The organism is Sungkyunkwania multivorans (genome assembly GCF_042675645.1).
GTDB classification, from domain to species: domain Bacteria; phylum Bacteroidota; class Bacteroidia; order Flavobacteriales; family Flavobacteriaceae; genus Sungkyunkwania; species Sungkyunkwania multivorans.
This window is the reverse complement of record NZ_JBHTJH010000003.1, coordinates 1-24,302: the sequence shown is the minus strand read 5'-3', so window position 1 is coordinate 24,302 and position 24,302 is coordinate 1. Positions and strand designations below refer to the sequence as shown.

The following is a 24,302-nucleotide window of genomic DNA, read 5'->3' as shown; positions in this document are numbered from 1 at the left end:
CGGCGCTCATCAAAAAGATGGGCGCTATTTTTTCAACCGAAAGGTCATCATCACTGGTAAATGATCGGAGGCGTCCTCGACCTCAGTGATGACTCGTGATGAAATCGCCTCAATAAAACGTTTGTTGTAAAAAATAAAGTCGATACGTCGGGTCGGGTCGATAGATGGAAAGGTCCCTTCATTTAGATCGTTCACGGCTGCGTCAATTCCTTCGATACTCATAATAATGTCTTTTAAAAGAGTCTCCTCTTTTGGCTCACTATTAAAATCTCCCAAAAGAATGGTAGGATGATCGGAGGCATACTTTTTATAGAGATCCGCAAGTCTGTTCAAATGCTTCATACGGGTTTCCTGGTCGAAAGCTTCTGTATGCACGTTGATGACCTTCACGGGCCTGTTATCGATTAGAATGGTGGCCACTTGGGCCAATCGATCAAGATAAAAAGGCGCCTCAAAGAAGTTGAGGCGCTCTACCTTATCCAAAATTATGCGTTGATGTTCCATAATGGGGAACTTACTTAGAATCGATTGCCCTGAAACCACTTTTCCAAAGTGCGCAGACCAAGGAGATTTGGGAAAGGGAACATATTTTTTATCCCAGTTGATGGCCTGTGCAACATTTGCATAGCCCATCTCGGCCAGTGCTTTTTGTTGGTCCACGAAATGAGACCTGCTAGAGGCATAATCTATTTCTTGCAAAGCCAAGATATCGATATGGGAAGATTCGATCACCTCCTGTACTTTTGTCAAGTTGCTATCAAAGAGCAATCGAGGCCGGGCTTTAGCAGTATTGTTGGTCATCCCGCTCAAGTAACCTATATTATAAGTGGCAATGGTGAATAACGAATCATTTTTGGTAACGTTCTCAACGTCTAGGGTCATCGACTTCTCATATTCGCTCTCTTCCAAGTTGGAAGATGACGCCCAAAAGAAAAATGCAAAGAATCCTACGACAAAAAAGAGAATGGCCTTTAATAAAAAAGAAAGAATTTTTTTCAATGAGTATAATTTATATACTCAAATGTAATCAACATATTTTAATTGTTGCAAATGACCTTTATTCTATAGAGGATAGGTATGAAAGCATGTCCAATTCCTTCCTTGCCTCTCGATAGAAGAAAAAGCTGTAAACGATCAAGAGAACGATGGCTGAGATTACGATATAAAGGTAAAATCCTGCCGATAGCGATGCTTTGAAACTGGGCAACATCAAATAGAATCCAAGTACGTATGCCAGAAGAATGATTGGTGTGAAAACGAAATGGACGGTTTTTCGAGAACTGTGATATCCAAACATTTGTTCAGCATACGCCTTTAATGATGCTGTTCGTTCAATTTTTGAAAATCTTTGGATGTCCCGATATTCGATCACCAATCGTAGAACTACTCCCAAGATCATCAAAGCTATTCCAACTGTTGGCTGTATGCTACGATATACTTTGACGTAGATCGCGAAGGCCATCAGAATTAATATGGTGGCAGCGAGGATGGCCAAGGTCCATCTTCTATTTTTTTTCAATTTTTTTGAAAGCCGTTCCGCCTCTGCAATGACAGTATCGCTATTGGTACTATCTTCCACATCCTTTTGACCACGCCAGGTAGCTTGTAGTTCTTCAAACTCGTTCATGAGATATTTTTTTTGATAATTTATTTTTAATTCGGTGAATTCGTACCCGAAGCGTATCTTCGGTAATACCAATGACCTTGGCGATCTCTTCGTAGCTCACACCTTCCAAGACCATCAGGATGATCACCCTGCTGCTTTCGTCCAAGGTCGCTAAACTTTTGTAGAGTAGCTTCAGTTTCCTTTCTTGGTCATTATCATACTCCTTATCCGCAGCGTCGGTAATGTTGGTCATTATATTTTCCTTGCGATTTTTTTTCTTTCTGAGAAATAACAGACAGGTGTTAACGGAGATTCGATAGATCCAAGTGCTTACGGAAGCATCCCCTCTAAAATTTTTTAAATGCTCCCAAACTTTGATAAAGACTTCTTGGGTTGCGTCTTTTGCCAAGGCCTCGTCTGCGGCGAAATATCCTTTACAAAGCCTAAAGACCTTGGCGTGATGTTCCTTATAAATAGCATCAAACAAAAGTTCTTTCTCGCCCATACTATTTTAAGGATTGATTGAGCTGTTCTAAAAACCATGAGGGCTGGTCGAACATTATAAAATGGGCCGAATCATCCGCGTAGAATATTTTCGCGCTAGGAAGTTTGGCAAATTGTTTCTCGTAGTTGCTTTTCACCATTTCTTTATTAGGATAGGTCGCTGCCAAAACGATCACGGGTATTTGGATCTTTGCAATGGCATTTCGGAGGTCTAATTTAAGAAGATCTGTGTAGCCATGCACATAGGTTTTCCTGTCTGCTGCAACCATCCAATCGGTGAGTTGCTGGTGTTTTTCCTTGTTGAGACTCATAAAGCTTGCATATTGTGAGGCCATCGCTCTAAAGCTGACATCATCCATCGCGAGTTGCTGTTTGCTGTATGGATTGTCATAGCTAATATCTTCACTTTTGAAGTTTGGGATCATCAATGCGCCTACGGAAGGCAAACCGTCGACAACGATCAATTTTTTGTAAAAATTTGGTTGGTCGCTTGCAAGCCAGAGGCCAAGGGTGCCACCAAGACTATGTCCAACGATCGTTGGCTCGTTAAGATTTTTCTCTACGACATAATTTTCGACAGCTTCTTTAATTTTTGGTAGCCAGGGAGTCTCTATCGGAGGGACATCTCCAAAACCAGCAAAGGTAAATATGTGACATTCATATTGGTCCTTTAAATTTGAAACGGTCTCTTCCCATACTTCGCTAGTACAGCTAAAGCCAGGAAAGAGAAGCACGGGCGCTCCAGTTCCTATGATTTCAACTTTAAATTCTTTTTGCTGACCGAAAGAAAGAAGACTGAAGATTGAGAATACTAAAAAACTTAAGACTGAATTTTTCATTTTATTTTGGTTTACGATTTCTCTTTGGATACATCAACCTTTCATTTGTTACCATTTTTTTCAATTTTTTTGACTTTTTCTGTATTAAAAAGATTCAACACCGAAGCGTGATGCCATTCATCGAAATTATGGTGGGATCCTTTTGGTATGTTCTGATATTATACTTTCTTTGCAGGCCCTAATAATAAATACCGTATAATGAGAAAATTGCCTACGATTATTTTGCTATTCGTTAGTTCATTGGCACTAGCACAAACCTATAGCAGCAAAACCGTGATAGCAAAAGCACCAAGCTATCCAAAAAATCCATTACCAGAAGAATTTACAACTTATAGTGTTGCGAGCCTACCGGTGCGGGGTATTGATGTTCTTTCAAATGAAGCCATTGCAGCTACATTAGACTTTCAAAGCTTTGAATACGTTACCAGCGGGGAAAGTCCAACCTTTTATGTTTCTTTGAAACCTTCAGATTCGCACATCACCAAGAATGTTTCTATCAATTCAGATGAAAGCATTTCGTATCAGGTAAAGACTAAAATGACCGTCAAGGTCTTGGTCACCGACCCAACCTTTAAAAAGATAATTTACACGAGACCTTACAAGTTGGAGGATAGAATAGAAAATCCTAGCAGTCCACAACAAAGCTCATTGGTCAACAAGAAAAAGGATACCGATTTCAACTATGAGAAAAAGGGGACGATCAGCAGAGAAAAAGCCGCTGAGTACATCACTTTTTCAGATAACGGTAAGAAATTTAGACTTACAGACAAGTTTCTTAAAGACATTTTGTCTGTTCAATACGAGCGATTGCTCATCAAAGTTGGTGAAGACCTGCGGAACAAATTCGATTATCGACTTATCGATTCTAATGAGATGTTCTTCCGAGTGAAGAAAGTAGATGAGGAAGCGGAATCCGAAGTGATGATCTCTGAGCTTAACGCCCTATTTGGTGGTGTTCAAAATATAGAGGACTATAACGCACTTGGCGATAAGCTGAATTCGCTCATCAGTTTTCACGAAAATGTAGCTTCCAAATATTCTCCAGAAGACAAGAAGCAAAAGAAGGTGGTTTGGGCTGCTAACTACAATTTGGCCAAGCTATACCGCATAAAGCGCGACTATGTGAAGGCCAAAGAATACATCAAAGAGGCCAAAGCCCTAGACGTGAAAAACGCGCGTACCCAATATGAGTTTGACGCCATCGTGCGCGAGGCAGACAAGTACGATGCCTTCTTTGACGAAAATGGCAACCGAAAAGATATCGAGCTTAACTACAGCGAGGTAAAGAGCACTGGAAGCGGAAGCGCTTTGGCAGATGGGGGAGAAGAAACCTCAAGAGAAGAATTAGAAAAGTATAATATCATCGCAAAGCCCGGATATGTTCTAGATGATAAAGGAAAGAAAATTCTAGAGGGTAAGATCACTATCGAATTTGGCGGAACCAAGACCAAAAAAGTTCTCGATATGGACAAAGGAGTCACTGTCGAAGAACCAAGTACGGACTATGCCAAGGAAGTCGAAGTTAGATACGAAAAGAAAGGAAAAGAAAAGACCAAGACCTTCAAGCCAAAGGATGAGGTGGCCTTCTGTATCTCCGAGACCAATGATTGCTATGAAGGGTTCAAGATAAAGCAGAGCTTGCTAGATGCGACTGCATTGAGCTTCGGGAGCAATGCTAAATTCTATTTGGTCAACCATAAGACCGAGAAGGTTACTATCTATCAAAACCTTACCAGCGATGGAGGTTACGTGATCAAGTTAAATAAAGAAGATAAAGGCCACAAATTAAAGACTTCCATGTCTACACTCGATTTTAATAAGAAATTGGCTGATGTTCTAGGAAAGTGTAAGGACCTTAAAACTCGTCTGAGAGATGGGGAGTTTAAGAACACCTATGAAGACCTAGTAAAAGTAGCAGACATGTATTCTGAATGTAGAAAGTAATCGTATTTTATTTTTCTAGCGAAAGCCTCTCGGACGAGAGGCTTTTCTTTTTTTGTGCTTTCACGAAATGAATCCTGATGGATACCGACTACTTCTTCCAGATGCGATATAATAAAAACCAGATGGAAAAATCGATAAAGAAAAGTACCGTGATATTTGATGGTGAGTGTAATCTATGTAATGGGGTCGTTGGATGGCTGATGCGTTTTGCCCCTACAGACCAATTTCATTTTATTCCGTTCCAATCCCCAAAAGGTCAGGATCTACTCAAAGGATATGGCTATCCTACCAAACGATTGGAAACGGTGATTCTGATCGATGAGGAAGGTCCACATACGCATTCGGATGGCTTTCTGCGCATAGTCTCCAAAATACCAAAATGGAAACTTGTCGCAGCGCTACTTGGATTCATTCCGAGGATGCTGCGCGATCACATATACAATTTGGCCTCCAGGAATAGAGTTAAATGGTTTGGCCGATCTCAGAGTTGCACCATTAGTTTCGGAAAATAAGAAATAGAAGTTCTACATCGATTTGATGTTTAAACAAAGAGCGCCTCAATTATCCGAGGCGCTCTTCGTTTAATAGCGATGCACATTTTTAAAATTCTGATCCTCCTTACCTTTAGATTTTGGTGTTTTCTCCCAATTTTGTCAGCCAATCGATGTCGTTCTCTACTGTAAGGATCATCAAGCTCGTGGCCGTGCAGAACACGGGACTTGTAATGCAATGATGGCCATTCCAACTACCATCCTTGTTTTGGATCTTTACAATTCTTCCCGATATCTTATCATACCAGGTCTTCCAATCATTGTCCTTGTTTACCAAAAGTGATTCACCCGTTTGTAGGTAGCTCAAGAATTCTTCTCCTCCGTTATTTCCAAAACCTGTCATTACATCATCGCGCTGCGCCTGTTCTTTAGCCGCATTATATACGCCGTAAGAAGCGCTGTACTTCTTCGCCTTATCAGCATCAAAACCGATCCGCTCAAGCGCTTGTGGTGTCACAATTTCTTCCACGGCTATGATTCCTTCCTCTTTGGCTTTGTTCAGTTGCTCTTCGGCCTCCCTGGCTTCTTTGGCTGTTGCCCGTACAGAACTACTAACGGAATATAACATAATACCAGCACCATCCGAAGTTTTTACATCGCCTGTTTGTTCGTCCACATTACCTTTTTGATAGGCTCGCTGTTTCTCGAGGATCTTTTTGTCTACATTGGCACCTACTGCCTCTGCTGACTCTAGGGCGTTGGTAGCAAATCCCGATTGTAGCACCCCTGCCCATCCAGCGTTTTTAACCTTCCCTTGGTCATCTGTAGCCATTTGGACTTTAGAGACACAGATGTCCAGGGCCCTTTCGATACGACGTTTTTTATCATCATTGAGCTCGTGGTTCAACAAGTTCGAAAAGAATTGCATTGTTAGGACCGCATCTATATGCTCGCCGAGTTTCGATTGTATCTGTGTTCCTCTATTCGTGGTGATGTAGGGGTCGTCCTTTGAAGTACTTTCTACGGCTAAGAGTAAGTAGTTCAATGCTTTATTTAATGAAGATGAATATTGACCGTCTTTCAAAGTGCTTCCACTTCTTAGAATGGCCATGGCTACCATGGCAGTTGTAGCAGGATCGGTCTTTACACTGTGGGGGTCCATTTGATGCTGCATAGAATGCAGGCCGGCTCCCCATCCACCATTGGGTTGCTGCGATTGGGATAACCAGTCTAGACCTTTGTCAATGGCCGTAATAATAGCTGCATCAGACTTAAAGATGGCATATCCTTCAGAAGACTGTTCACCAAAGGTGGTCATAAAGACACAACCTTTCTCGGGTTCCATGCTATGCGCAACTGGAGCTTTGAGCTCTGTGCTTCGATTCAAGAAGACGACGGTAACTGCTAGAGCCAGCAGGATGATGCTGGTGGCAGTGATAACTTTTGTTTTCATAACTGTTTGCTTTAGAATTTAGTGAACCTAAAGCTACCTTTGAATCCTAAGTTTTTCAACCAATAATGAGTTAAATGGTGATTTCGGTTAGTTAACTCGTCTTTTTCAGTTCCTCACTCTTTTTCTACAAATTCTTTTATGGAAATGTCATCGATAAGCACATCGGTGAGTACTGCAGTAGCTCCTTCAACATAGACCAGCGCGTAGCAATTGTTGGGTAGCGAGTCGAACTGTGTTCTGCGTACGGCTAATTCGGCATCATAGGCTTTGCTTTCTTCCATGTAGAAACGATCAAAGGGAAGCCTAAAATTTTGCTTTCCAGAATAATATCCCGTGGCTTTGGCCATAACAAAATCATTGTCCAAATCCAAGGGTTTTTCACTGATGGCACTCACTTTTGCAAACCCAAGACTATCCTTTTCTAGATACACGTAGATATCCTTATTCCGATTTACGGTGTCCTTTGTTTCAAAAGAACGAAGTTCGTAATTCAAAGTGATGTACTTTCCTCTAAATGGGTCGGAAGGGTCAATAGGCTGTGTTCTAAATTTATAGGGAGTACCCGCTATGATCGCACGCTCTTGTAAGTAGATCATATTGCCCGGCACTAGCCACTGAGCAATAAGTAGGAGGGTGAATGTTGTTATGGCGAACGCTTTTTTCATATCAAAGAATTTAAGAATTTTTAGATTGCTGTTTCAGCATTAGATAATTTGCTAAAAAGAATCCCACACCGAGCAACAAGAATAAGACACCGCGTATGACAAAATCGATGTTTGTATCAAAGAATCTACAAGCGATGAGTACCGTGATGATAATGAGCCCATAATTTAGTATCCCAAAATGATGCTTTTTTGAACCGATCCGTATGGCATAAATTCCTAAGGCAAATACGAGCAGGTTGGTCAAGACCATCGGAAGTATATCGCCGAGCGCTTTGGTAAAGAAGATGGCAGCGAAGATCAAAAAGGCGTACTGGAATAAGTTGAATCCTTTCAAGACTTTTTTGTTGAATAGGAATATCAACACTCCAACGCCTGATAGCAAAAGCATAGCGGTGATCAGGCTGTCTTGAGGTGAATAGTTGAAAGACTCGGGTATATCTTCCCAAAACCATCTAAAACTTACCATGACCAATAAGAATATCATACCTAGCGACCCAACAATTAGATAGCCATTGGTCCTTAGTTTCTTATCTGTAAATAAGGGGAGCTGACCGAGATTGTAGCATAGACCATATAATGCCACGTACATTAGAAATCCAATGGTATCATGCCCAACGACAAAGGCACCCAAAGAAATGGTGATGCTAATTGGAAGTAGCCAGTGAAATATCGACGTGATATTACCATCTTCATTGTTTTTGATCAGTTGGAGATAATAGGGTAGTAACATCCCGAACAACGGAATATAGAGCCAAGGGGTCTTATCTCCATCAAAATACCCTAGGGTGCAGGCATATGCCGTGATAAAAACAAGATGTAGTAGCGCCAGCGCGTGTGATTTGAGCAAATAGATCAGAGGGGCACAAAGCAGTATCCAAGTGAGCAAAAAAGAACTCATCTCCCCAGGGATATTGTAGATCTGACTTACCAAGGATAGGCTGGCACCAACTGCAAAGAACAAAAATGTACCCGAGGCTTCCTTCCAAGTTGCGCTTTTATCTTTGAAAAGAGAAAATCCAGTCAACCCCTGTCCTATCAATAGTGGGGCAAACGCCCAAATGGTCTTGGTGGTTTTAGAAAAGTCATCCCAATTGTGGGCTAAGATCAAAATGATACCCAGACCAACGAGCAAAGCACCAAAAACGCCAAAAATAGTAAATAGGCGATTTGGTCTATCGGCTGCTTTCGTCGCGTAGTATGATCGTATATTGTGAGAAACCTCGGCGGTAATTATATTCTTATCCAATAATTCATCGAGGTCCCTTTGAAGTTTAGAGTTCATAATGGTCGTTGTTTCAATTAAAGATATGAAATCATATCTTGGCTGGAAATCCCGCAACCCATCAAATTAGATGAATCACGGGAAGAACCAACCAACATCTTTTTTAGACATCTTCCTTCTCAAACAATTGAAGATCCCTAGTGTTTTTCTGTACGGCAACCGCCGCAAAGATGCTTAGTATAAAGGACATCGCATAAAATCCTTTTTCACTTGGCCATAAGCTGGCGTTCCATAATCCGATGACCAATAATAGCATGGCTGCAATGGTGGTGAACCAGCTAATGCCATAATACATATCGGTCACCTTAAGTCCCTCTTGCTTGTCACGTACTGATTTTTGTACGGAGATCACTGAGAATAGGCCAAATAGCAGAATGGTGAAGTAGTACCCTTTTTCGTTCAGTTCCATATCGGCATTCCAGAGACCAATACAATAAGCGACCATTCCGGTGAGTAATGCCAGCCAAGATGCTCCAATAAAGGCGGGAGTTGGACGTGGCATTACTGTTTCTTTCTTTTTTTCTTCTTTTTTGGAAGGAGATCCTTCTAAAAGATCCTTTTCCATGAGACTTTTAGGTCTCATTGATGTCTGTTGATTCATTGTAATAGTCATTTAAGAATTACAAGGCAAAGATGCAGTCACAGAAGATCTTACCGAAATCATTTTTAGTATAAAACAGACGATACAAAATGATATAAATATTAAAATAACCAATAAAATAGACTATATTAAAAAATATAAATGACGATTAAATGATTGATCTCAATACGATTGTTGACGGATTTTCTAAAGAAGATAAGCAGACATTTGTTAGATATCTTCAGCAAAGGAACAAGCGGAGAGATACGAAAAACATCGAATTGTTCAAATTATTGGCACGGCAAGAATCCAAGGATGTGATTTTGGAAAAGCTCTACCCAAATCAGTCGAGAGCATCCTATCATGCCTTGCGAAAAAGACTTTATAGTTCCTTATTGGACTTTGTTGCTAACAAGGCCTTGGCCGAAGAAAACTCCGAGGAGTGGCAGCTTCGAAAAGAATTGATAGCTTCACAATATTTCTTCAAGCAAAAACAATATAGAACGGCCTTGAGGTCGTTGGCGAAAACCGAGCGAAAAGCCGCGGCAATACAAGCGTTTGGCTTACTTCATGAAATCTATCAGACCAAGATACAATATGCCTTCCTCGATGATTCAGAGCCCTTAGAGCAACTCGTCACAAGGTTCAATAGGAATCGCATAAAACTTGGGCAGGAGGAACAGTTGAACCTCGTATATGCCTCGCTTAGAAAGCTATTTTCACAAGTGATATACAAAGGTAAAGTAGTTCACCTGCAACAAGAGATGGCGACAAGGTTTGAGGAGTACAATATTTCGTTAGATGACGCCCTTACCTATAAATCCTTATATCAATTGGCGCAATTGGCCAATACCGCAGCTTTTGTAACCAAAGATTATTATGCCTTGGACCGGTTTTTACTCGAAAAGTATCAACAGATAAAGAGAGAGGATATCCAGGCCGACGCTCAGGTATATTATCATATTCAAATATTGTACTTCGTAGCCAATAGTTTCTTCAGGAACAAGAGATTTGATCAGGCCTTGATCTACCTAGATAGTATGAATGAGGTAATGCAACAGCAGCGTAGGCGCTATTTCAAAGCTTTTGAATTGAAATATAGATGTTTGTTCGCGCTATCATTGAACTATTCAGGGAAACCAAAAAAGGCCATGGAGACACTTCTACCATTTATTTTTAAGAAGGTAGACGATATTGAGACACAGCTCGATATCAAGTTGGCAGCAATGGTCATCTACTTTCAGCAAAGAGCATTCAAGGAGGCTTTGCAAATACTATCAAAAATATACCATACCGATACTTGGCTAGAGGAAAAAGCTGGGGTGGAATGGGTAATTCAAAAGAACTTGGTGGAGATCCTTTTGCATATAGAGCTTGAAAATATAGACTATGTGGATGCTCGATTGGTTAGCTTTCAAAGAAAATACGCGAAGTACCTAAAACAAATAGGGCAGGAGCGTGTACTCATATTTTTGGGATTTGTCAAAAAAGTATATCATCAGCCCGAAATCGTACGTAGCAATGAATTTATCAAAGAGGTCGAAGAGGCCTTTGACTGGAAGACCAGGGAGTACGAAGATATTTTTGTGATGAGTTTCTACGCATGGCTAAAGGCAAAGATGCTTGGCGCCGATATCTATACCACGACATTGGAACTTGTAGATCTCAAATGAGAATAACGTCACAAGAAGTGCCGTCCACATCGCATCTAGGAACTTTTCTTCCGATAGTAATGGCAGCGTGCTTTTCGGGCCAATGGTTTCTCCTTCCTAAATTCTGTTCTTATCCGATTGAAATGCCATTAGGCGCGGGGATATCAAACTACTGCGTCGGTCTTTCGTGATCATATCAATTCTATCATTGAAAAACCACCTCTGGAATGGAGGCGGTTCATCAACTAACTAAACTAACTAACTCAAACTATTTATGAAAAAAATTATGCGATGCTTTGGTGGCTCTTAGATGAATTCACTCGGGCTTTTAGTCATTTTTAGAAGTAAACATTTCTTGATTTGTTGTAAAGGGATAGCGGAATGTAGATACGGTGGTCCGAACAAAGATGGCCCCCGCTTTGTGTCCGTCTCGTAAAGCGGGGTTGGTTTTGCAGTGTTGCGTTGCAAAAAATACACACTGGGCGTACGATCTTTTCCGTGGCATGCCAAATATCCTTGTGCCTTTACTCTTATTCCATTGAATGTGGCGGTTGTTTTATACCCGGCGGCGACTTCGAAAGACGCTACGATGTGTGCATTGCTAGCCATTCTCTGTATTGTATTGGTTGGTCATTGATCTATTCTGGGACAAACTTATGATGAAAGTTGTCGTTGAAGTAGAGGGAAATGTTGGTTTCGCATGGGTGTTTTTACCCTTACAACCAACTATTTGAGGTGAGATATGGAAAAAAAAAGCGCTACTTCTACAAGTAACGCTTCGTGGACTAAATCAAATAATTGTTCAAATTCTATATAAAAGTAAGTACAATTATTCCTTTGCTATATAAATAAGTACGAGGACCGAAGAGATTTGTTACAGGAGTTCACACTTATTTAACATTTGTAGTGGCTTCTTCGATTAAACTATCATGGAGCAGTGAGGTCTAAAAATAAACGTTAAAACTTAATAGAAATGAAAAAAGTAATTTTAGTTGGGCTGCTCGTTGCAGGCTCAAGCCTTTTCGCACAACAAGTTGGGCGCAACGGACCAGAAAGGATGGCAGTACATGAAGATGTGCGTCAACCACACCATCATAAAAAATTTTTGGACAATCTCACTCCAGAACAGGCGGCAAACCTTAAGACCAAGCGGATGGTGCTAGATCTGGAGCTTAGTGATGAACAGGAGAAGAAAGTTTTTAAATTGAATGAAGAAAGGATCATCCAAAAAAGAAAGAGGGCAGAAGATGCAAAAGACCGAAGAGATGCGGAAAAACAATTGAATGATGCAGAGGTCTATGAGAGACTAATGCAGAATTTGAATAGCGATATCGCTTATCAAGGAGCGATGAGAGATATTTTAAAGGAAGGTCAGTATGAGCTTTGGAAGGAAAAATGGAATCGTCGTAAGGCGCGCATACAAAAAAAGCGTAGATCTTATCGAGCCAAAAAATGATTCAAAAGCGCCGTGGGCGCTTTTTTTTATACCCAATTGAACCTCGTTCACCTAGATGATTACCAAGGATTGATGTATACATTATCTTTTTTGCGGTCATACTAGATATTTACCATTCAAAATCGCCATTAGGAATCTACTTATGAAATCGCTAATGAGTTTGATAAGTATTCAAAAAAGGGCTATTGGGGGTTGAGCAAACGCACAAACAGGTGATTGAATTTTGAAAACTACTGCCAATAGGTATGCAAAGAACCATACATAAAGGAATACAATACATCCTGTGATATCTAATAAAAAACCCCCGCGTTTTGCGGGGGTTTATCTTTATGTTGAATGGACGTTATCGTTCTATTCTACTGTCATCTTAGTGACGATCACACTCTCTTCAGTGAATATCTTCACTACTACTGTCGACTCGCTGAATGCTCCGAGTGAGAGGGTAAACAAGCCTGAAGTTGCTTCTCCCATTGTTGGCGTGTAAGTCGTTACCAGTTCGCCATACAAGCTGTACACTTCTATTCGCTGGACATCTCTGTTGTCTTTGTTGTCAACTGCAAGCGTTTGTTGTTGCTTGAACGCTGCAAAAGATGTTGCGATAATGTCATTGTCTCCACCCGCTTGATTCGCGATGATATCATTATCACCATCAGCCGCTTGGGTGGTTTCTTCTGCATTTATCTGTGCATAAGATGTATTGTGGAAAAATAGCGTGCAACCACTAATTAAGAAAATTAGCTTTAAGAATTTGCTATTAAATGTTTTGTCGAGTAAAGTGTATAAATTGTCCATATGTTTGGGGCATTTATTTTGGTCAAAATTGGTTATTATCTTCATCGCTCACAATTTTTATCGGTTAATTGCATTTTTTTTCGATTAATAGATGAAATGCGTAATCTTCAGTATAAACAGGTCTCAATATATAAATAATAGGGCGCCACGAATAATTTTTGTTGTGAATCGCCGATTTTAGTGTGTTAACCGTCATGTTCTTATATTTGTCCCAATGAATAAGAAGATTGAACTCCTAGACTTAGGCACTAAAGACTATAAGGAGACTTGGGATCATCAAGAGCGTTTGTTCAAAAATATCGTAGATACCAAGGTCTCAAATCGACGCAACGAAAGAAATGATGTCACCAAGAATCATTTATTGTTTGTAGAGCACCCACATGTATATACACTTGGTAAAAGTGGGGACATCAGAAATTTACTTCTTAATGAGCAGCAATTAATTGAAAAAGGAGCGACCTTTTATAAAATAAATAGGGGAGGTGATATTACCTATCATGGCCCCGGTCAAATAGTGGGCTATCCCATTTTGGATCTTGAAAATTTTTTTACCGATATACATAAGTACCTGCGGTTATTGGAGGAGGTTGTCATTTTAACCTTGTCAGAGTATGGTCTTAGTTGTACAAGAAGCAAAGGGGAGACCGGCGTTTGGTTGGATGTAGGGACGCCCTTCGCCCGAAAGATATGTGCCATGGGGGTCAAAGCATCTCGATGGGTCACGATGCATGGATTTGCCCTAAATGTAAATGCCGACTTAGGATATTTCGACAATATTGTTCCTTGTGGCATCAAAGGCAAGGCGGTGACATCCTTGAATGTTGAGTTGAGCATGAAACATATCTCAGTAAACGAGGTAAAGGAAAAACTGCTGAAACATTTCGCCGATCAATTCGACGCAGAGATGATAAGAGCCAACTAATGCCATGGTCGCTCATACCAAAGAATCAAATGTCTAAGAGCATCTAATTAATTTGATATAGGAGGATGGAGTTTCTTTCTCCTTTTACAACGCATTCTAACTGCTGGTCTTTATCGATGTTCTCCAGATCTATCTCACCGCGTCCGTAAATTGGAAAATTAGCGATTGTTTTGGCGTTGCTATCAAAGAGATACACTTTCTTGCTCTGAGTGTCTGTTGTTGAAACGTATATCTTATTGCTGATGTAAAACACCTCTGGCCTGGTGTATATCCCATAATCCAATTCAACCTTTTTACCTTTAATGGTCAATAGATTTTCAGAAAGGGTGACCAACGTCTTACTCGTAGAGGTCACAAAATGTTGTTCTTCCAAATTCAGACCTCGCTTGGACATCTTGCCGTTGGTGTCTATCTGTACCAACTGTCCATTTTTGTTTGTGGTCATGAAGGTATTCTCATAGAGGTAGATTTCATTATCCGAAAAATCGATCTTCTCTGCTACAGGCACTCTTGTCTTTCCACGACGGTCCAAAATATTTAACTTTCCGCCTTCCTCTGCGATCACAATATAATCTTTGCCTTTTATTCTTAGATGTTTGGGAGCAAAAAGTGGCTGATTTTTTGCATTCTTAAATGTAAATCCACCGACGGCCTCCCTTTTTCTATTGTACATCCAAATCCTTTTTCCCGTGGTGACCACGAATCGGTAATCCTTATTGTTTTCATAATCGAAGACCGCCAGTGGCTGTGTCACCTTTTTATCATACTTGACATCGAAGGGAGGGACCACCTTTCCGTTTCTGTCCAACACCATAAAAGATCGATCGGTAGTAAATGCTAACTGAAGTCGGCCATTTCGGTAAAGGTCCACCTGTGAAATAGTCCCAATGATCCTTCCATCGAGTTTCTTTTTCCAAAGAACGTCGCCTTGATTTGAAATGAGATAAAGATTGTTTTCTACATCCTGAATCACAATTTCTCGCTCCTTGGTCCTATGATTCATAACGAATTGAGGTGAGATGCCCAGATCGGCATCCAGAGTGATGCTGGCAATTTGGGAGACTGTATTCTTATTGGTTTGTGGGCGATTCCTTTTGATCACACCATGAACATGCGCATATCCTTTTTCTTGTACGATTTGAAATGCCAGCATAGGATAATTCCTCAAATCGATGTCCCGAAGCTTTTCTGCACTTTGCTCATTCATATGGTCTGCCAGCAATTCTTTAAAGCCAGGATTTATTCCGATCATCAAGATGGACGAAGCGTCACTCATAGCAATAGAGAGGTCTTTAAAGCTCTTGCTTTGCGCTAAGGTGTTGTTGCTTTGATAGTTGGCGATGATGTTTTCTAAAGCTGCTTGGGAATTTGAAAACAACAGATGGTCCCCGATAGCGGCATAGAAGGATACCGTTGTGTCTTCTATAAGGGGATAAAGATTTTTATTAAGCACTTCCTTATTTGCTGTTGAGAAAATCTCGATATCCCTAAAAGTGCTGGCTGGTTGTTCCTTTACGCCAAGCGCTTCCGTGGTCGTTATAATATCGTAAGCGCGCAGTGCAGCAACCTTCTCATTTTTATCATAGATAATAGAAACTTCGCTTATAGAAGAGAAAAGGTCATTGTCAAACTCCCTTTTCTGGGCATAGGTCCTTTGATCGTAAAGATGTAAATTGGCACTTAGGGTCTCCCAATCGTCATAGGTAAAGCTGATAACTGCGTCTGCTGAGATCGGTGTGATCTTTGGTGAGGTATTCTCTAAAGCATTGGTATTTTTGAGAATATTCAAAATTTTGGGTAGCGAATCGTTGGCAAACGCAATACCATCCAATCGGATCGCGTTTTGATCCAATCCTATTTCCAAGTTGACCCACGATGCAAAGTCCGCGCCCATTAAGAACTTATCAAATGAGGGCATCGACTTTTTAAAAACAGCCGCCGCCTTCTTATCATCGATGAAAATTGCGTTTTGTTTTTGAGGGTCGAAGGTCTCTAGAGCATTCTTTAAGAATGTATGATCCACTTCCGAAGCAGAATGGAAGGTCCTGATGGTGTTCTCAATGATTAATCTGGAAGAAGATTGAATAAAAATGCTATCTAGAGTTGTCTGGAAGCTTTGACTACCTGATCCATCGTACCGTTTTTCCTTCACTGGGGTGTTGTTGTAATTGAAGGAAGTGACATTCGCTAAGGTATCCGACTTAACAAGTTCAGGATGGCTCTTTGTGATGAAACTGTATTCAAAATTATTCTTGCCCACTTCAACAAAACAGAGCAATGATTCGCTCTTTGGATTTAAGGTCGTGATATCCGTCAGTTTTTCTACCACATCTTTGGTCTCGGGCAGCCCTTCTATCATGTTCAGAAAGTCATTGTTTTTTAGGTCTCTTTGAAATGCTTCATTGTTGGCAATACTTAGGATGATCGAAGAATTATGAGGGGCAAAGTTGCTAAGGTCGTCAATTTGCTTTCGTTCACTTTTACAACTTAGTACGAATAAGGTCAAGGCAATTGCAAGAATGCTTCTCATGTATTTCATTGGATATATTGCTGCAAAAATAATAAACTCAAAAATTCAGGCTTAATTGTTCAGGCAATAAGCGAAAACTTTTTCTGTGATACTTTGTGATGCCGTATTTCTTGATCGCCGCTCGGTGCTCTTTGGTAGGGTATCCCTTGTTCTTTTTCCAGTTGTACATAGGAAATTCTTCATGTATTTTCTCCATATAGGCATCGCGGTAGGTCTTTGCAAGGACAGAAGCTGCGGCGATGCTCAAAAACTTGCTATCCCCTTTAACGATGCATTGGTGGGGGACTTCTTTATACGGTTTAAACTTGTTTCCATCTACGATGATATGATTCAAAGGTTCGCTAAGACCATCGATTGCATTGTGCATTGCCAATATCGAAGCGTTCAAAATGTTTATCTCGTCAATTTTTTCGGGAAATATGTGGGCAATACCAAAGGAAATCGCATGTGCCTCGATAAACGGTCGAAGAGAAGCGCGTTTGTTTTTGGTAAGTTGTTTGGAATCGTTGAGCACATGGTGTTTGAAATCTTTAGGTAAAATAACCGCCGATGCCGTGACAGGACCTGCAAGACAACCACGACCGGCCTCATCTGTCCCAGCTTCAGCGACATTCTTTAGGTATGGGAGTAGCATGAATGTTAAAGTTTTTAGCAAAATTAACATTTTAGCGCAACCGTTATCGTAAAACAACATCTAATCAATTGTTTAGATGCTAAAAGAAAGGAGGTATTTTTACATTAAATTCAGCATTTAACATTTGCAGCTACTGAAATACTTGTATTATTAAGAAATTATTAAGAAGTTTGCTGCTGGACTAATTCAAATAATGTTAATATGAGATCAAAGTTTACTTGGATGCTTACGCTCGTTATGGCGTTTGTATTTCAATTATCTCTTGCACAAGAGAAAACGATTACAGGTACTGTTACAGATGATGCTGGTTTACCTTTACCAGGAGCTACAGTACTTGTTTCTGGTACTTCACAGGGTGTGAGTACAGATTTTGACGGAAAGTATTCTGTCAACGCTAGTGAAGGTCAGACTCTTGAGTTTAGCTACGTAGGGTATGCTACTCAGAAAGTAGCTGTTGGAGCATCCAGCACTATCAACGTCTCTCTGGCTCCAGATAATGAGCTTGAAGAGGTGGTTGTTATTGCTTATGGTCAACAGAGTAGGAAAAAGCTTGTACAGAGTTTATCTGTGGTAAGTAATGAGAATATCGCCGATATCCCGGCAGTTTCTCCACAAGAATTACTTCAAGGACAAGCTTCTGGGGTACAAGTGGTGAATTCTTCGGGTATCTTAGGTGCTGCGCCAGTAATTAAAATTCGTGGTGTAGCTTCTATTTCTTCTGGAGGTAGACCTTTGTTTGTAATCGATGGTGTTCCGTTGAACGATGCATTGGTGACTGCTGGTCAAGGTGGTCAGGCACTAAACCCGCTGGGAGACCTTAACCCGAACGATATTGAAACATTCACGGTTTTGAAGGATGCGGCTGCAACTGCAGTATACGGTTCTAGGGGTGCGAATGGTGTGGTTTTGATTACCACAAAGTCTGGTAAGAAGAATCAAGATACCAAAGTTACACTAGATGTAAGCACTTCATGGAGTCAGAGTACTGATGAGTTTGAGATGATGAATGCTGACCAATTCAGACAATTTATCGTTGATAGAGGTTCTGCTCCATCAGTTGATGTGCTTCCACAAGGAGGTTTCGATTGGGCAGAGAACATCTCAAGAACAGGTTTCTCTAAGGATGTTAATGTGAGTGTTACTGGTGGTAGTGAAAAGACAACCTTCTTTGTTGGGGCAACCTACAAAGACCAAGAAGGATTCATCATTGGTAACAATCTAAATAGATTAAACGCGAGAGTAAACTTAACGCATGATGCGAACGACTGGTTGCGATTAGGAGTGAACTTGAGTGTTGGTGAAACTCGTAACGACAGAGTTGGTGCTGAAAACTCTACGTTTGCACCTTTTACCTCTGCGTACTTGCAAACTCCATGGGTAGAAGCATTTGATGCCGATGGAAATTTTGTGAATACAGGATTCATTGCCAACGTTCTTGCAATTGAGGCATTGGATATCAATGATGCCAACAGTTTCAGAACTACAGGGAATATCTTTGGTGAGATCAAATTAGCCGATGGCTTGAACTTTAGATCCGACTTTGGTATTGACCGTTTGGTTTTGGAAGAATTCCAAAGATCATTTGAGATCAACTCGCCTGGAGGTTTTGCTTCAGATATCGTAAATCAACAAAACAAGTTTGTTTTTACAAACTCATTGAACTTCAATAGAACATTTGCTGATGTTCACGACATTACGGCGGTTGCTGGTATGTCTTACGAGCAGACCGAGGTTAGAGCAATTACTGTGACTGCTACAGGATTCTTATCAGATGAACAGATCAACACAATTTCTGCATCTACTCCTGGTACAACAAACAACACGTTCACAAACAGTCGACTTGTTGGATACTTCGCACGTGCAAACTATGCGTACGACGGAAAATATATTGTAGAAGGTTCGATCAGAAGAGATGGTTCTTCAAGATTTGGATTTAACAATAGATTTGGTACGTTCTGGTCTGCTGGTGGTGCTTGGTTAGTATCTGAAGAAAGTTTTATGGATAACGTAGATTGGATCAGCACATTAAAGTTCAGAGGTAACTATGGTACGGCTGGTAACGATAGAATTGGAGATTTCGCGTCTTTGGAAAGTTTTCAAGGAGGTAACATCTCTAACTATAATGGGATATCTGGACTTAGACAGCTTGCAGCTGCCAACCCTAATTTGAGATGGGAGCGTTCAGAATCTTATAATATTGGATTTGAGGCAGGTTTCTTAGACAATAGGATTAGCTTAAACGTTGACTATTACAACAAAAGAACAAGTGACTTGATTCTTAACGTACCAATTCTTCAAACGAATGGCGGTCTTAACTCGATCATCGACAACGTTGGTGATATGGAGAACAGAGGTTGGGATATTGATTTGACCACTGTGAACGTTCAAACGCAAGATTTCGAATGGACAACATCTTTGAATCTGGGTATCAATGAAAATGAAGTATTGTCTTTGCCAGGTGCTAACCTAGATGCACAGGGAAGAAGATTCGTTGCTGCAACAACTTCGCAGAGAGCAATCGAAGGAAACTCGGTAAACAGCTTCTATTTAATTCGCTACAATGGGGTAAATCCTCAAACTGGTGATGCTGAATGGTTAGATATCGACGGTAATCCAACAACAACTCCTACATCTGCAGACCGTGTGATCGCAGGTGACGCGAATCCAGATTTCGTAGGTGGTTTCAGAAATACATTTAGATATAAGAACTTCGACCTGAATTTCTTCTTCAACTTTAGTGTTGGAAATGATATCTATGTATCTGGTTTAAGGTTTACAGACAATCCTAATGGATTCTTTAACAAAAGAACGGCCTTGTTGGATGTTTGGGAAAACCCAGGTGACGAAGCTTTCTTGCCTTCTTTCAGCAGCCCAACTTTTGCAACTTTCAACCAAAGATCAACGCAACAGTTGAAAGATGGTTCTTTTGCGAGACTTAAGAATATTACACTGGGATATAATCTTCCTGCAAGTGTGACGTCCAAATTAGGTTTCATCAATGGAGTTAGACTCTATGCAACTGCAAGCAATGTTTGGACAATTAAAGGAGACGATTTAGAAGGAATCGATCCTGAGGTAACTGACTCAAGCAACAACGGTCGTCAAGGAGAAACGTTCTTTACGCCTCCGCAATCAAAGACATTTGTACTTGGAGCTCGTTTATCATTCTAATTCAAAACTAATTATAGGATATGAAAAAAAATAAATTTATAATAGCGGCTTTATTGTCAGGTTTCACTTTTTTATCTTGTGATTCTGATTTAGATATCGCTCCACAAGACCAACTTACCCAGGATGTTGCGTTTTCTAATGAGACGCTTGCTCGTGGAGTTTTGGCTGGTGCTTATAGTGCCGCCCAGCAAGACGATGTATTGAACGGAACTTGGCAGTTGGCAGGGGACTGGCAAGCCGATAATATCGACTTTGAAGGGTCTTTCCCAACATTTCAAGAGGTGAGAGATTATTCAACCCTTTCAGATAATACCTCTATATCAGGTATGTGGGATGATAATTACGAAACCATTGGTACTGCCAACCTGGTCATTAAAAATGTTCCAACAGTGGCAGATCCTAATTTCACGGATGCCGAAAAGAACAATGTGGTGGCTCAAGCTAAGTTTATCAGGGCATTAGTATACTTTAACATGTCAAATTGGTTTGCTCAACCACTTCAGGTTTCTGGAGGTACAAATCTCGCGGTTCCATTGGTTTTAGAGCCTTTTGATGGGAATGTGACAAATCCTCCAAGAGCTACGCTTAATGAGGTGCAAGCGCAGATAGAGCAAGACCTATTAGATGCTATCATGTTTTTAGATGATACCGATAATTCAGTTGCTACATTAGGAGCAGCACAAGGGTTGCTTGCTAGATTGTATTTGTATCAAGAAAAATGGTCGCAGGCTGCTGGCTTGGCGAACGATGTGATCAATAACTCAGCTTATGCCTTAGCTACAGATTACACTTTCTATAACACGCAAGACAGAGAGTTTTTATTCACTTTGGTAAATACAGCGGCTGATGGTCAGGACAGTGGTCAAGGTTTCTCAGGTCTATCTAACCCAGTACCAGAAGGTAGAGGTGATGCTCCTTTCTCTGATAATTTGATCGCTGCGTTCAATGCAGAGCCAGGAGATTTAAGATTTAGCACCTTAACACAAACAGGAACAGATGCACAGCAAAACGCTGGGAGAATATTCTCTAGCAAGTACCCTGATGGTGTTACCAATGCAGACAATGCACCTGTGCTTCGAATTACAGAGATGTATTTAACAAGAGCAGAGGCTAACTTTAGAGGTGGTACTACAACAGGTGATACACCCTTGAATGATATCAATCGCTTAAGAGCGCGTGCAGGTCTTGCAGACTTGACATCTGTTACTTTGGATGATATCCTTAATGAGAGAAGAAAGGAACTTTGTTTCGAAGGGCATAGAAGAATGGACCTTTTGAGAAATGGAGATAATTTAAGAAGACCAGGTATGGCCAATGTGGCAGAGTCTGCTCCCGGTGCTAACAAAGTTATTTTCCCGATTCCTGTAAACCAAGTTGATTTAAGTGAAGGTACCTTGGAGCAAAATCCAGGATACTAGTCAGTATCACGTATTGGTAATTATATAAAAGAAAGCCTCCGTACAGCGGAGGCTTTTTTATTCTGTATCGGAAAAGAATATTTTCTTTCAAAAAACATACCTTTATCCCCAAAATAATATCGAGTGCTATTCAAATTGAACACAGATGAAATAGTGTAGTTTAGTTTAATGGCCAAAGATCTTAAATGATATCAGTAAGCTTCACCTTTTGGAATGATTTGTGATGTATAATTTTCGGCGAATAAATAGCGTTTAGGTTTAAATGAAAAAACTAGTTGTATTACTTTTTCTCTCTGGAGTATTGGCAAATGCTCAAAATAGACAACAACAAGATATTCCTAAGGATTCTATTAGAAAAAGCCTGAGACCAGCTTTTAAAGAGCCGAATGCGACAGATTCACTTAGTATAAAGGACTACAAGATCATCAGCCATAGTAGAGATACAACGTATATCGATACCGCTCTCACAATTAGGAAGCACTATAAGCACAATTATTTAAGGAAAGATAATTTTGGACTTTTACGATTTTCAAATATTGGGCAGACCTATAATACCTTAGCGTACGATTTTGACGAAGTGAAACAATATCCAAATATCGGGATGACTGCCAAGCATTTTAATTATATGGAGGTGGAAGATATCTCCTATTTTGAAGTGCCTACCGTTACCACCGAGGTAATGTATAAGTCTGCGTTTGAGCAAGGTCAAATGCTAGATGCATTGATCACCATGAACACCTCAAGACAGTTAAATGTTTTTTTGGCGTATAAAGGCCTTCGGTCTTTGGGAAAATACCAGAATATATTGACCAGCACAGGTAACTTTAGATTTGGAGCAAGTTATAATTCCAAAAATGGGAGATATCTATTCAGAGGACATATCACCGCGCAAGATATCACCAATCAAGAGAATGGAGGGCTTACTCCGCAAGCATTGACCAATTTTCTTTCTGGTGAAGAAGAGTTCATTGATCGTTCTAGACTTTCAGTGAGATTTCAGGATGCGACCAGCCTGTTGGATGGTAAGCGATATTATTTTGATCATTCTTATGCACTGCTGAATAAAAAGGACGCTAATTCATATAGCAATATTGCGGTCGGTCACACCTTTCGATATGAAACTAAGTTCTACGAATACGAGCAGACCAGGGCCAATGGCTATTTTGGCGAAAGTTTCATTCCTACAAACCTAAAAGATAGAGCCCAATTACGGTCCATGTTCAACGAACTTAGCGTCAGCTATGCAACCAAAACATTTGGTGACGTCAAGATCAAAGCTAATAACTATTTCTATAACTACTTCTTTAAAGATGTGATCATCAATAATGGGATTGTGCAACCAAATCAACTATCGGATAGCGATATTGCCATAGGCGGCAGCTGGAAACACCAAATCGCTGGATTGAATGTAATGGCCGATGCTTCCTCGACCGTTATTGGTGATATCGGTGGCAACTATTTTAAAGGGGGCGCAGGATACAAATTTTCAGATGATATAGAGGTAGCTGCAAGTATTTCCACGAGCACAAGATCTCCGAACTTTAATTTTCTATTGTATCAAAGCGATTATACGAGCTATAATTGGGAAAATGATTTCAATAAAGAAAAAGTACAAAACGTGACATTGGATATTAAGTCTGATAAATGGTTAAATGCCTCAGTCGCTTATTCCGTGTTAGATGACCGAGCATACTTTGGACTTACACCACAAGCAACAGCAGACACGGTCGTAGTTGCACCAAAACAATTTGGCGGTACGATCAACCATCTTAAAATAAAGTTGCAAAAAGAGTTTCGCTATGGGAAATTCGCTTTAGATAATACAATTCTGTATCAGAATGTATCTCAAAGCGAGAACATCCTTAACGTTCCAAAGCTGATGACTCGAAACTCCTTGTATTATACAAATAAGCTATTTAAAAAGGCTCTTTTCCTGCAGACGGGCGTAACGTTTAACTACTTTAGCAAGTATTATGCGAATGCCTATAATCCATTGATTGGAGAGTTTTATATTCAGGATACAAGAGAAATCGGTGATTTCCCTAGGCTCGACTTCTTTGTCAATGCCAAGATCAAGCGTACTCGGATATTTCTAAAGGCGGAGCATTTCAACTCTAATTTCACGGGCTACAATTTCTTTTCAGCACCTGACTATCCGTATCGCGACTTTATCGTCCGATTTGGGGTTGTATGGAATTTCTTTAAGTGATTTCAGTTTTCTACTGTAAAATTCAAAGACTGGTTAAAGGTTGTTGATCCTGAAGATTGAGTGGCCCGTCATGATGTCCCTTGATTTTTTTTCGTTGCGCAAGTCTAGTGTTCTCAGGGCGTTGCGACATTTTTTGAAAAAAGTTTTGCGATGT

Annotated in this window: 19 protein-coding genes; 8 read left to right on the top strand and 11 right to left on the bottom strand. The window is 40.4% G+C overall.

Features of this window, described 5'->3' with window-relative positions:
• Positions 1 to 24 precede the first annotated feature (24 nt).
• The 4 genes from ACFQ1M_RS02035 to ACFQ1M_RS02020 are packed head-to-tail and all read right to left on the bottom strand — an operon-like array spanning position 25 to position 2,949.
• Positions 25 to 999 carry an endonuclease/exonuclease/phosphatase family protein gene (locus ACFQ1M_RS02035; RefSeq protein ID WP_386403115.1) on the bottom strand — a complete coding sequence of 325 codons (975 nt, stop codon included), beginning with the start codon at positions 997 to 999 and terminating at the stop codon, positions 25 to 27.
• 58 nt (positions 1,000 to 1,057) lie between these two features.
• Positions 1,058 to 1,627 (bottom strand): hypothetical protein, encoded by a 570-nt coding sequence (locus ACFQ1M_RS02030; protein WP_386403112.1) that lies wholly within the window; start codon positions 1,625 to 1,627, stop codon positions 1,058 to 1,060.
• Positions 1,614 to 2,111 (bottom strand): RNA polymerase sigma factor, encoded by a 498-nt coding sequence (locus ACFQ1M_RS02025; RefSeq protein ID WP_386403109.1) that lies wholly within the window; start codon positions 2,109 to 2,111, stop codon positions 1,614 to 1,616. The genes ACFQ1M_RS02030 and ACFQ1M_RS02025 overlap by 14 nt, the downstream gene beginning before the upstream one ends.
• A 1-nt stretch (position 2,112) precedes the next feature.
• Positions 2,113 to 2,949 carry an alpha/beta fold hydrolase gene (locus tag ACFQ1M_RS02020; protein WP_386403106.1) on the bottom strand — a complete coding sequence of 279 codons (837 nt, stop codon included), beginning with the start codon at positions 2,947 to 2,949 and terminating at the stop codon, positions 2,113 to 2,115.
• A 198-nt stretch (positions 2,950 to 3,147) separates the two neighbouring features.
• On the opposite strand from ACFQ1M_RS02020, the gene ACFQ1M_RS02015 reads away from it, so the two are divergent.
• Together ACFQ1M_RS02015 and ACFQ1M_RS02010 are read left to right on the top strand one after the other, a co-directional pair.
• Positions 3,148 to 4,893 carry a hypothetical protein gene (locus ACFQ1M_RS02015; RefSeq protein WP_386403103.1) on the top strand — a complete coding sequence of 582 codons (1,746 nt, stop codon included), beginning with the start codon at positions 3,148 to 3,150 and terminating at the stop codon, positions 4,891 to 4,893.
• Between the two features lie 77 nt (positions 4,894 to 4,970).
• Complete coding sequence (locus ACFQ1M_RS02010) at positions 4,971 to 5,405, top strand: thiol-disulfide oxidoreductase DCC family protein (RefSeq protein ID WP_386403100.1); 435 nt, start codon at positions 4,971 to 4,973, stop codon at positions 5,403 to 5,405.
• Between the two features lie 112 nt (positions 5,406 to 5,517).
• On the opposite strand, the gene ACFQ1M_RS02005 is transcribed toward ACFQ1M_RS02010, so the two are convergent.
• From ACFQ1M_RS02005 to yiaA, 4 genes are all read right to left on the bottom strand, one after another.
• Complete coding sequence (locus ACFQ1M_RS02005) at positions 5,518 to 6,837, bottom strand: hypothetical protein (RefSeq protein WP_386403097.1); 1,320 nt, start codon at positions 6,835 to 6,837, stop codon at positions 5,518 to 5,520.
• A 113-nt stretch (positions 6,838 to 6,950) separates the two neighbouring features.
• Positions 6,951 to 7,502, bottom strand: a complete 552-nt coding sequence (locus ACFQ1M_RS02000; protein WP_386403094.1) for a GDYXXLXY domain-containing protein — start codon at positions 7,500 to 7,502, stop codon at positions 6,951 to 6,953.
• Between the two features lie 10 nt (positions 7,503 to 7,512).
• A complete protein-coding gene (locus tag ACFQ1M_RS01995) occupies positions 7,513 to 8,784 on the bottom strand; it encodes a DUF2157 domain-containing protein (protein ID WP_386403091.1) in 1,272 nt (423 codons plus the stop codon).
• Positions 8,785 to 8,887: 103 nt separating this feature from the next.
• On the bottom strand, positions 8,888 to 9,367 hold the full coding sequence (yiaA, locus tag ACFQ1M_RS01990) for an inner membrane protein YiaA (RefSeq protein WP_386403088.1): 480 nt from the start codon (positions 9,365 to 9,367) through the stop codon (positions 8,888 to 8,890).
• A gap of 170 nt (positions 9,368 to 9,537) precedes the next feature.
• On the opposite strand from yiaA, the gene ACFQ1M_RS01985 reads away from it, so the two are divergent.
• The gene (locus ACFQ1M_RS01985; RefSeq protein WP_386403086.1) at positions 9,538 to 11,037 is read left to right on the top strand and encodes a hypothetical protein; all 1,500 of its coding nucleotides are present in this window, start codon (positions 9,538 to 9,540) and stop codon (positions 11,035 to 11,037) included.
• A 952-nt stretch (positions 11,038 to 11,989) separates the two neighbouring features.
• Positions 11,990 to 12,472, top strand: a complete 483-nt coding sequence (locus ACFQ1M_RS01980) for a hypothetical protein (protein WP_386403083.1) — start codon at positions 11,990 to 11,992, stop codon at positions 12,470 to 12,472.
• A 351-nt stretch (positions 12,473 to 12,823) separates the two neighbouring features.
• On the opposite strand, the gene ACFQ1M_RS01975 is transcribed toward ACFQ1M_RS01980, so the two are convergent.
• The gene (locus ACFQ1M_RS01975) at positions 12,824 to 13,309 is read right to left on the bottom strand and encodes a hypothetical protein (RefSeq protein WP_386403080.1); all 486 of its coding nucleotides are present in this window, start codon (positions 13,307 to 13,309) and stop codon (positions 12,824 to 12,826) included.
• Positions 13,310 to 13,478: 169 nt separating this feature from the next.
• On the opposite strand from ACFQ1M_RS01975, the gene lipB reads away from it, so the two are divergent.
• Entirely contained in the window at positions 13,479 to 14,186 is a 708-nt protein-coding gene (gene lipB / locus ACFQ1M_RS01970) for a lipoyl(octanoyl) transferase LipB (protein WP_386403078.1), read from the top strand.
• A 43-nt stretch (positions 14,187 to 14,229) separates the two neighbouring features.
• On the opposite strand, the gene ACFQ1M_RS01965 is transcribed toward lipB, so the two are convergent.
• Together ACFQ1M_RS01965 and ACFQ1M_RS01960 are read right to left on the bottom strand one after the other, a co-directional pair.
• Positions 14,230 to 16,716 (bottom strand): ribonuclease HII, encoded by a 2,487-nt coding sequence (locus ACFQ1M_RS01965; RefSeq protein ID WP_386403075.1) that lies wholly within the window; start codon positions 16,714 to 16,716, stop codon positions 14,230 to 14,232.
• 37 nt (positions 16,717 to 16,753) lie between these two features.
• Positions 16,754 to 17,350, bottom strand: coding sequence for a ribonuclease HII (locus ACFQ1M_RS01960; RefSeq protein ID WP_386403072.1), 597 nt, complete (start codon positions 17,348 to 17,350; stop codon positions 16,754 to 16,756).
• Positions 17,351 to 17,551: 201 nt separating this feature from the next.
• On the opposite strand from ACFQ1M_RS01960, the gene ACFQ1M_RS01955 reads away from it, so the two are divergent.
• The 3 genes from ACFQ1M_RS01955 (at position 17,552) to ACFQ1M_RS01945 (ending at position 24,148) form a co-directional block, all read left to right on the top strand.
• Entirely contained in the window at positions 17,552 to 20,521 is a 2,970-nt protein-coding gene (locus tag ACFQ1M_RS01955; RefSeq protein ID WP_386403069.1) for a SusC/RagA family TonB-linked outer membrane protein, read from the top strand.
• 20 nt (positions 20,522 to 20,541) lie between these two features.
• Positions 20,542 to 21,939 carry a RagB/SusD family nutrient uptake outer membrane protein gene (locus ACFQ1M_RS01950; protein ID WP_386403066.1) on the top strand — a complete coding sequence of 466 codons (1,398 nt, stop codon included), beginning with the start codon at positions 20,542 to 20,544 and terminating at the stop codon, positions 21,937 to 21,939.
• Positions 21,940 to 22,201: 262 nt separating this feature from the next.
• Positions 22,202 to 24,148: a putative porin gene (locus ACFQ1M_RS01945; RefSeq protein ID WP_386403064.1), complete on the top strand. Its 1,947-nt coding sequence runs from the start codon at positions 22,202 to 22,204 to the stop codon at positions 24,146 to 24,148.
• Positions 24,149 to 24,302 lie beyond the last annotated feature (154 nt).

Bases quoted from the DNA above. Each gene is read 5' to 3' on its own strand.
- ACFQ1M_RS02020 (WP_386403106.1), bottom strand. From the start codon at position 2,949: ATGAAAAATTCAGTCTTAAGTTTTTTAGTATTCTCAATCTTCAGTCTT.
- ACFQ1M_RS02015 (WP_386403103.1), top strand. From the start codon at position 3,148: ATGAGAAAATTGCCTACGATTATTTTGCTATTCGTTAGTTCATTGGCA.
- ACFQ1M_RS02030 (WP_386403112.1), bottom strand. From the start codon at position 1,627: ATGAACGAGTTTGAAGAACTACAAGCTACCTGGCGTGGTCAAAAGGAT.
- lipB (WP_386403078.1), top strand. From the start codon at position 13,479: ATGAATAAGAAGATTGAACTCCTAGACTTAGGCACTAAAGACTATAAG.
- ACFQ1M_RS01950 (WP_386403066.1), top strand. From the start codon at position 20,542: ATGAAAAAAAATAAATTTATAATAGCGGCTTTATTGTCAGGTTTCACT.
- ACFQ1M_RS01975 (WP_386403080.1), bottom strand. From the start codon at position 13,309: ATGAAGATAATAACCAATTTTGACCAAAATAAATGCCCCAAACATATG.
- ACFQ1M_RS01985 (WP_386403086.1), top strand. From the start codon at position 9,538: ATGATTGATCTCAATACGATTGTTGACGGATTTTCTAAAGAAGATAAG.
- ACFQ1M_RS01980 (WP_386403083.1), top strand. From the start codon at position 11,990: ATGAAAAAAGTAATTTTAGTTGGGCTGCTCGTTGCAGGCTCAAGCCTT.
- ACFQ1M_RS02010 (WP_386403100.1), top strand. From the start codon at position 4,971: ATGGATACCGACTACTTCTTCCAGATGCGATATAATAAAAACCAGATG.
- ACFQ1M_RS02025 (WP_386403109.1), bottom strand. From the start codon at position 2,111: ATGGGCGAGAAAGAACTTTTGTTTGATGCTATTTATAAGGAACATCAC.
- ACFQ1M_RS02005 (WP_386403097.1), bottom strand. From the start codon at position 6,837: ATGAAAACAAAAGTTATCACTGCCACCAGCATCATCCTGCTGGCTCTA.
- ACFQ1M_RS01955 (WP_386403069.1), top strand. From the start codon at position 17,552: ATGAGATCAAAGTTTACTTGGATGCTTACGCTCGTTATGGCGTTTGTA.
- ACFQ1M_RS01960 (WP_386403072.1), bottom strand. From the start codon at position 17,350: ATGCTACTCCCATACCTAAAGAATGTCGCTGAAGCTGGGACAGATGAG.
- ACFQ1M_RS01965 (WP_386403075.1), bottom strand. From the start codon at position 16,716: ATGAGAAGCATTCTTGCAATTGCCTTGACCTTATTCGTACTAAGTTGT.
- ACFQ1M_RS02000 (WP_386403094.1), bottom strand. From the start codon at position 7,502: ATGAAAAAAGCGTTCGCCATAACAACATTCACCCTCCTACTTATTGCT.
- yiaA (WP_386403088.1), bottom strand. From the start codon at position 9,367: ATGAGACCTAAAAGTCTCATGGAAAAGGATCTTTTAGAAGGATCTCCT.
- ACFQ1M_RS01945 (WP_386403064.1), top strand. From the start codon at position 22,202: ATGAAAAAACTAGTTGTATTACTTTTTCTCTCTGGAGTATTGGCAAAT.
- ACFQ1M_RS01995 (WP_386403091.1), bottom strand. From the start codon at position 8,784: ATGAACTCTAAACTTCAAAGGGACCTCGATGAATTATTGGATAAGAAT.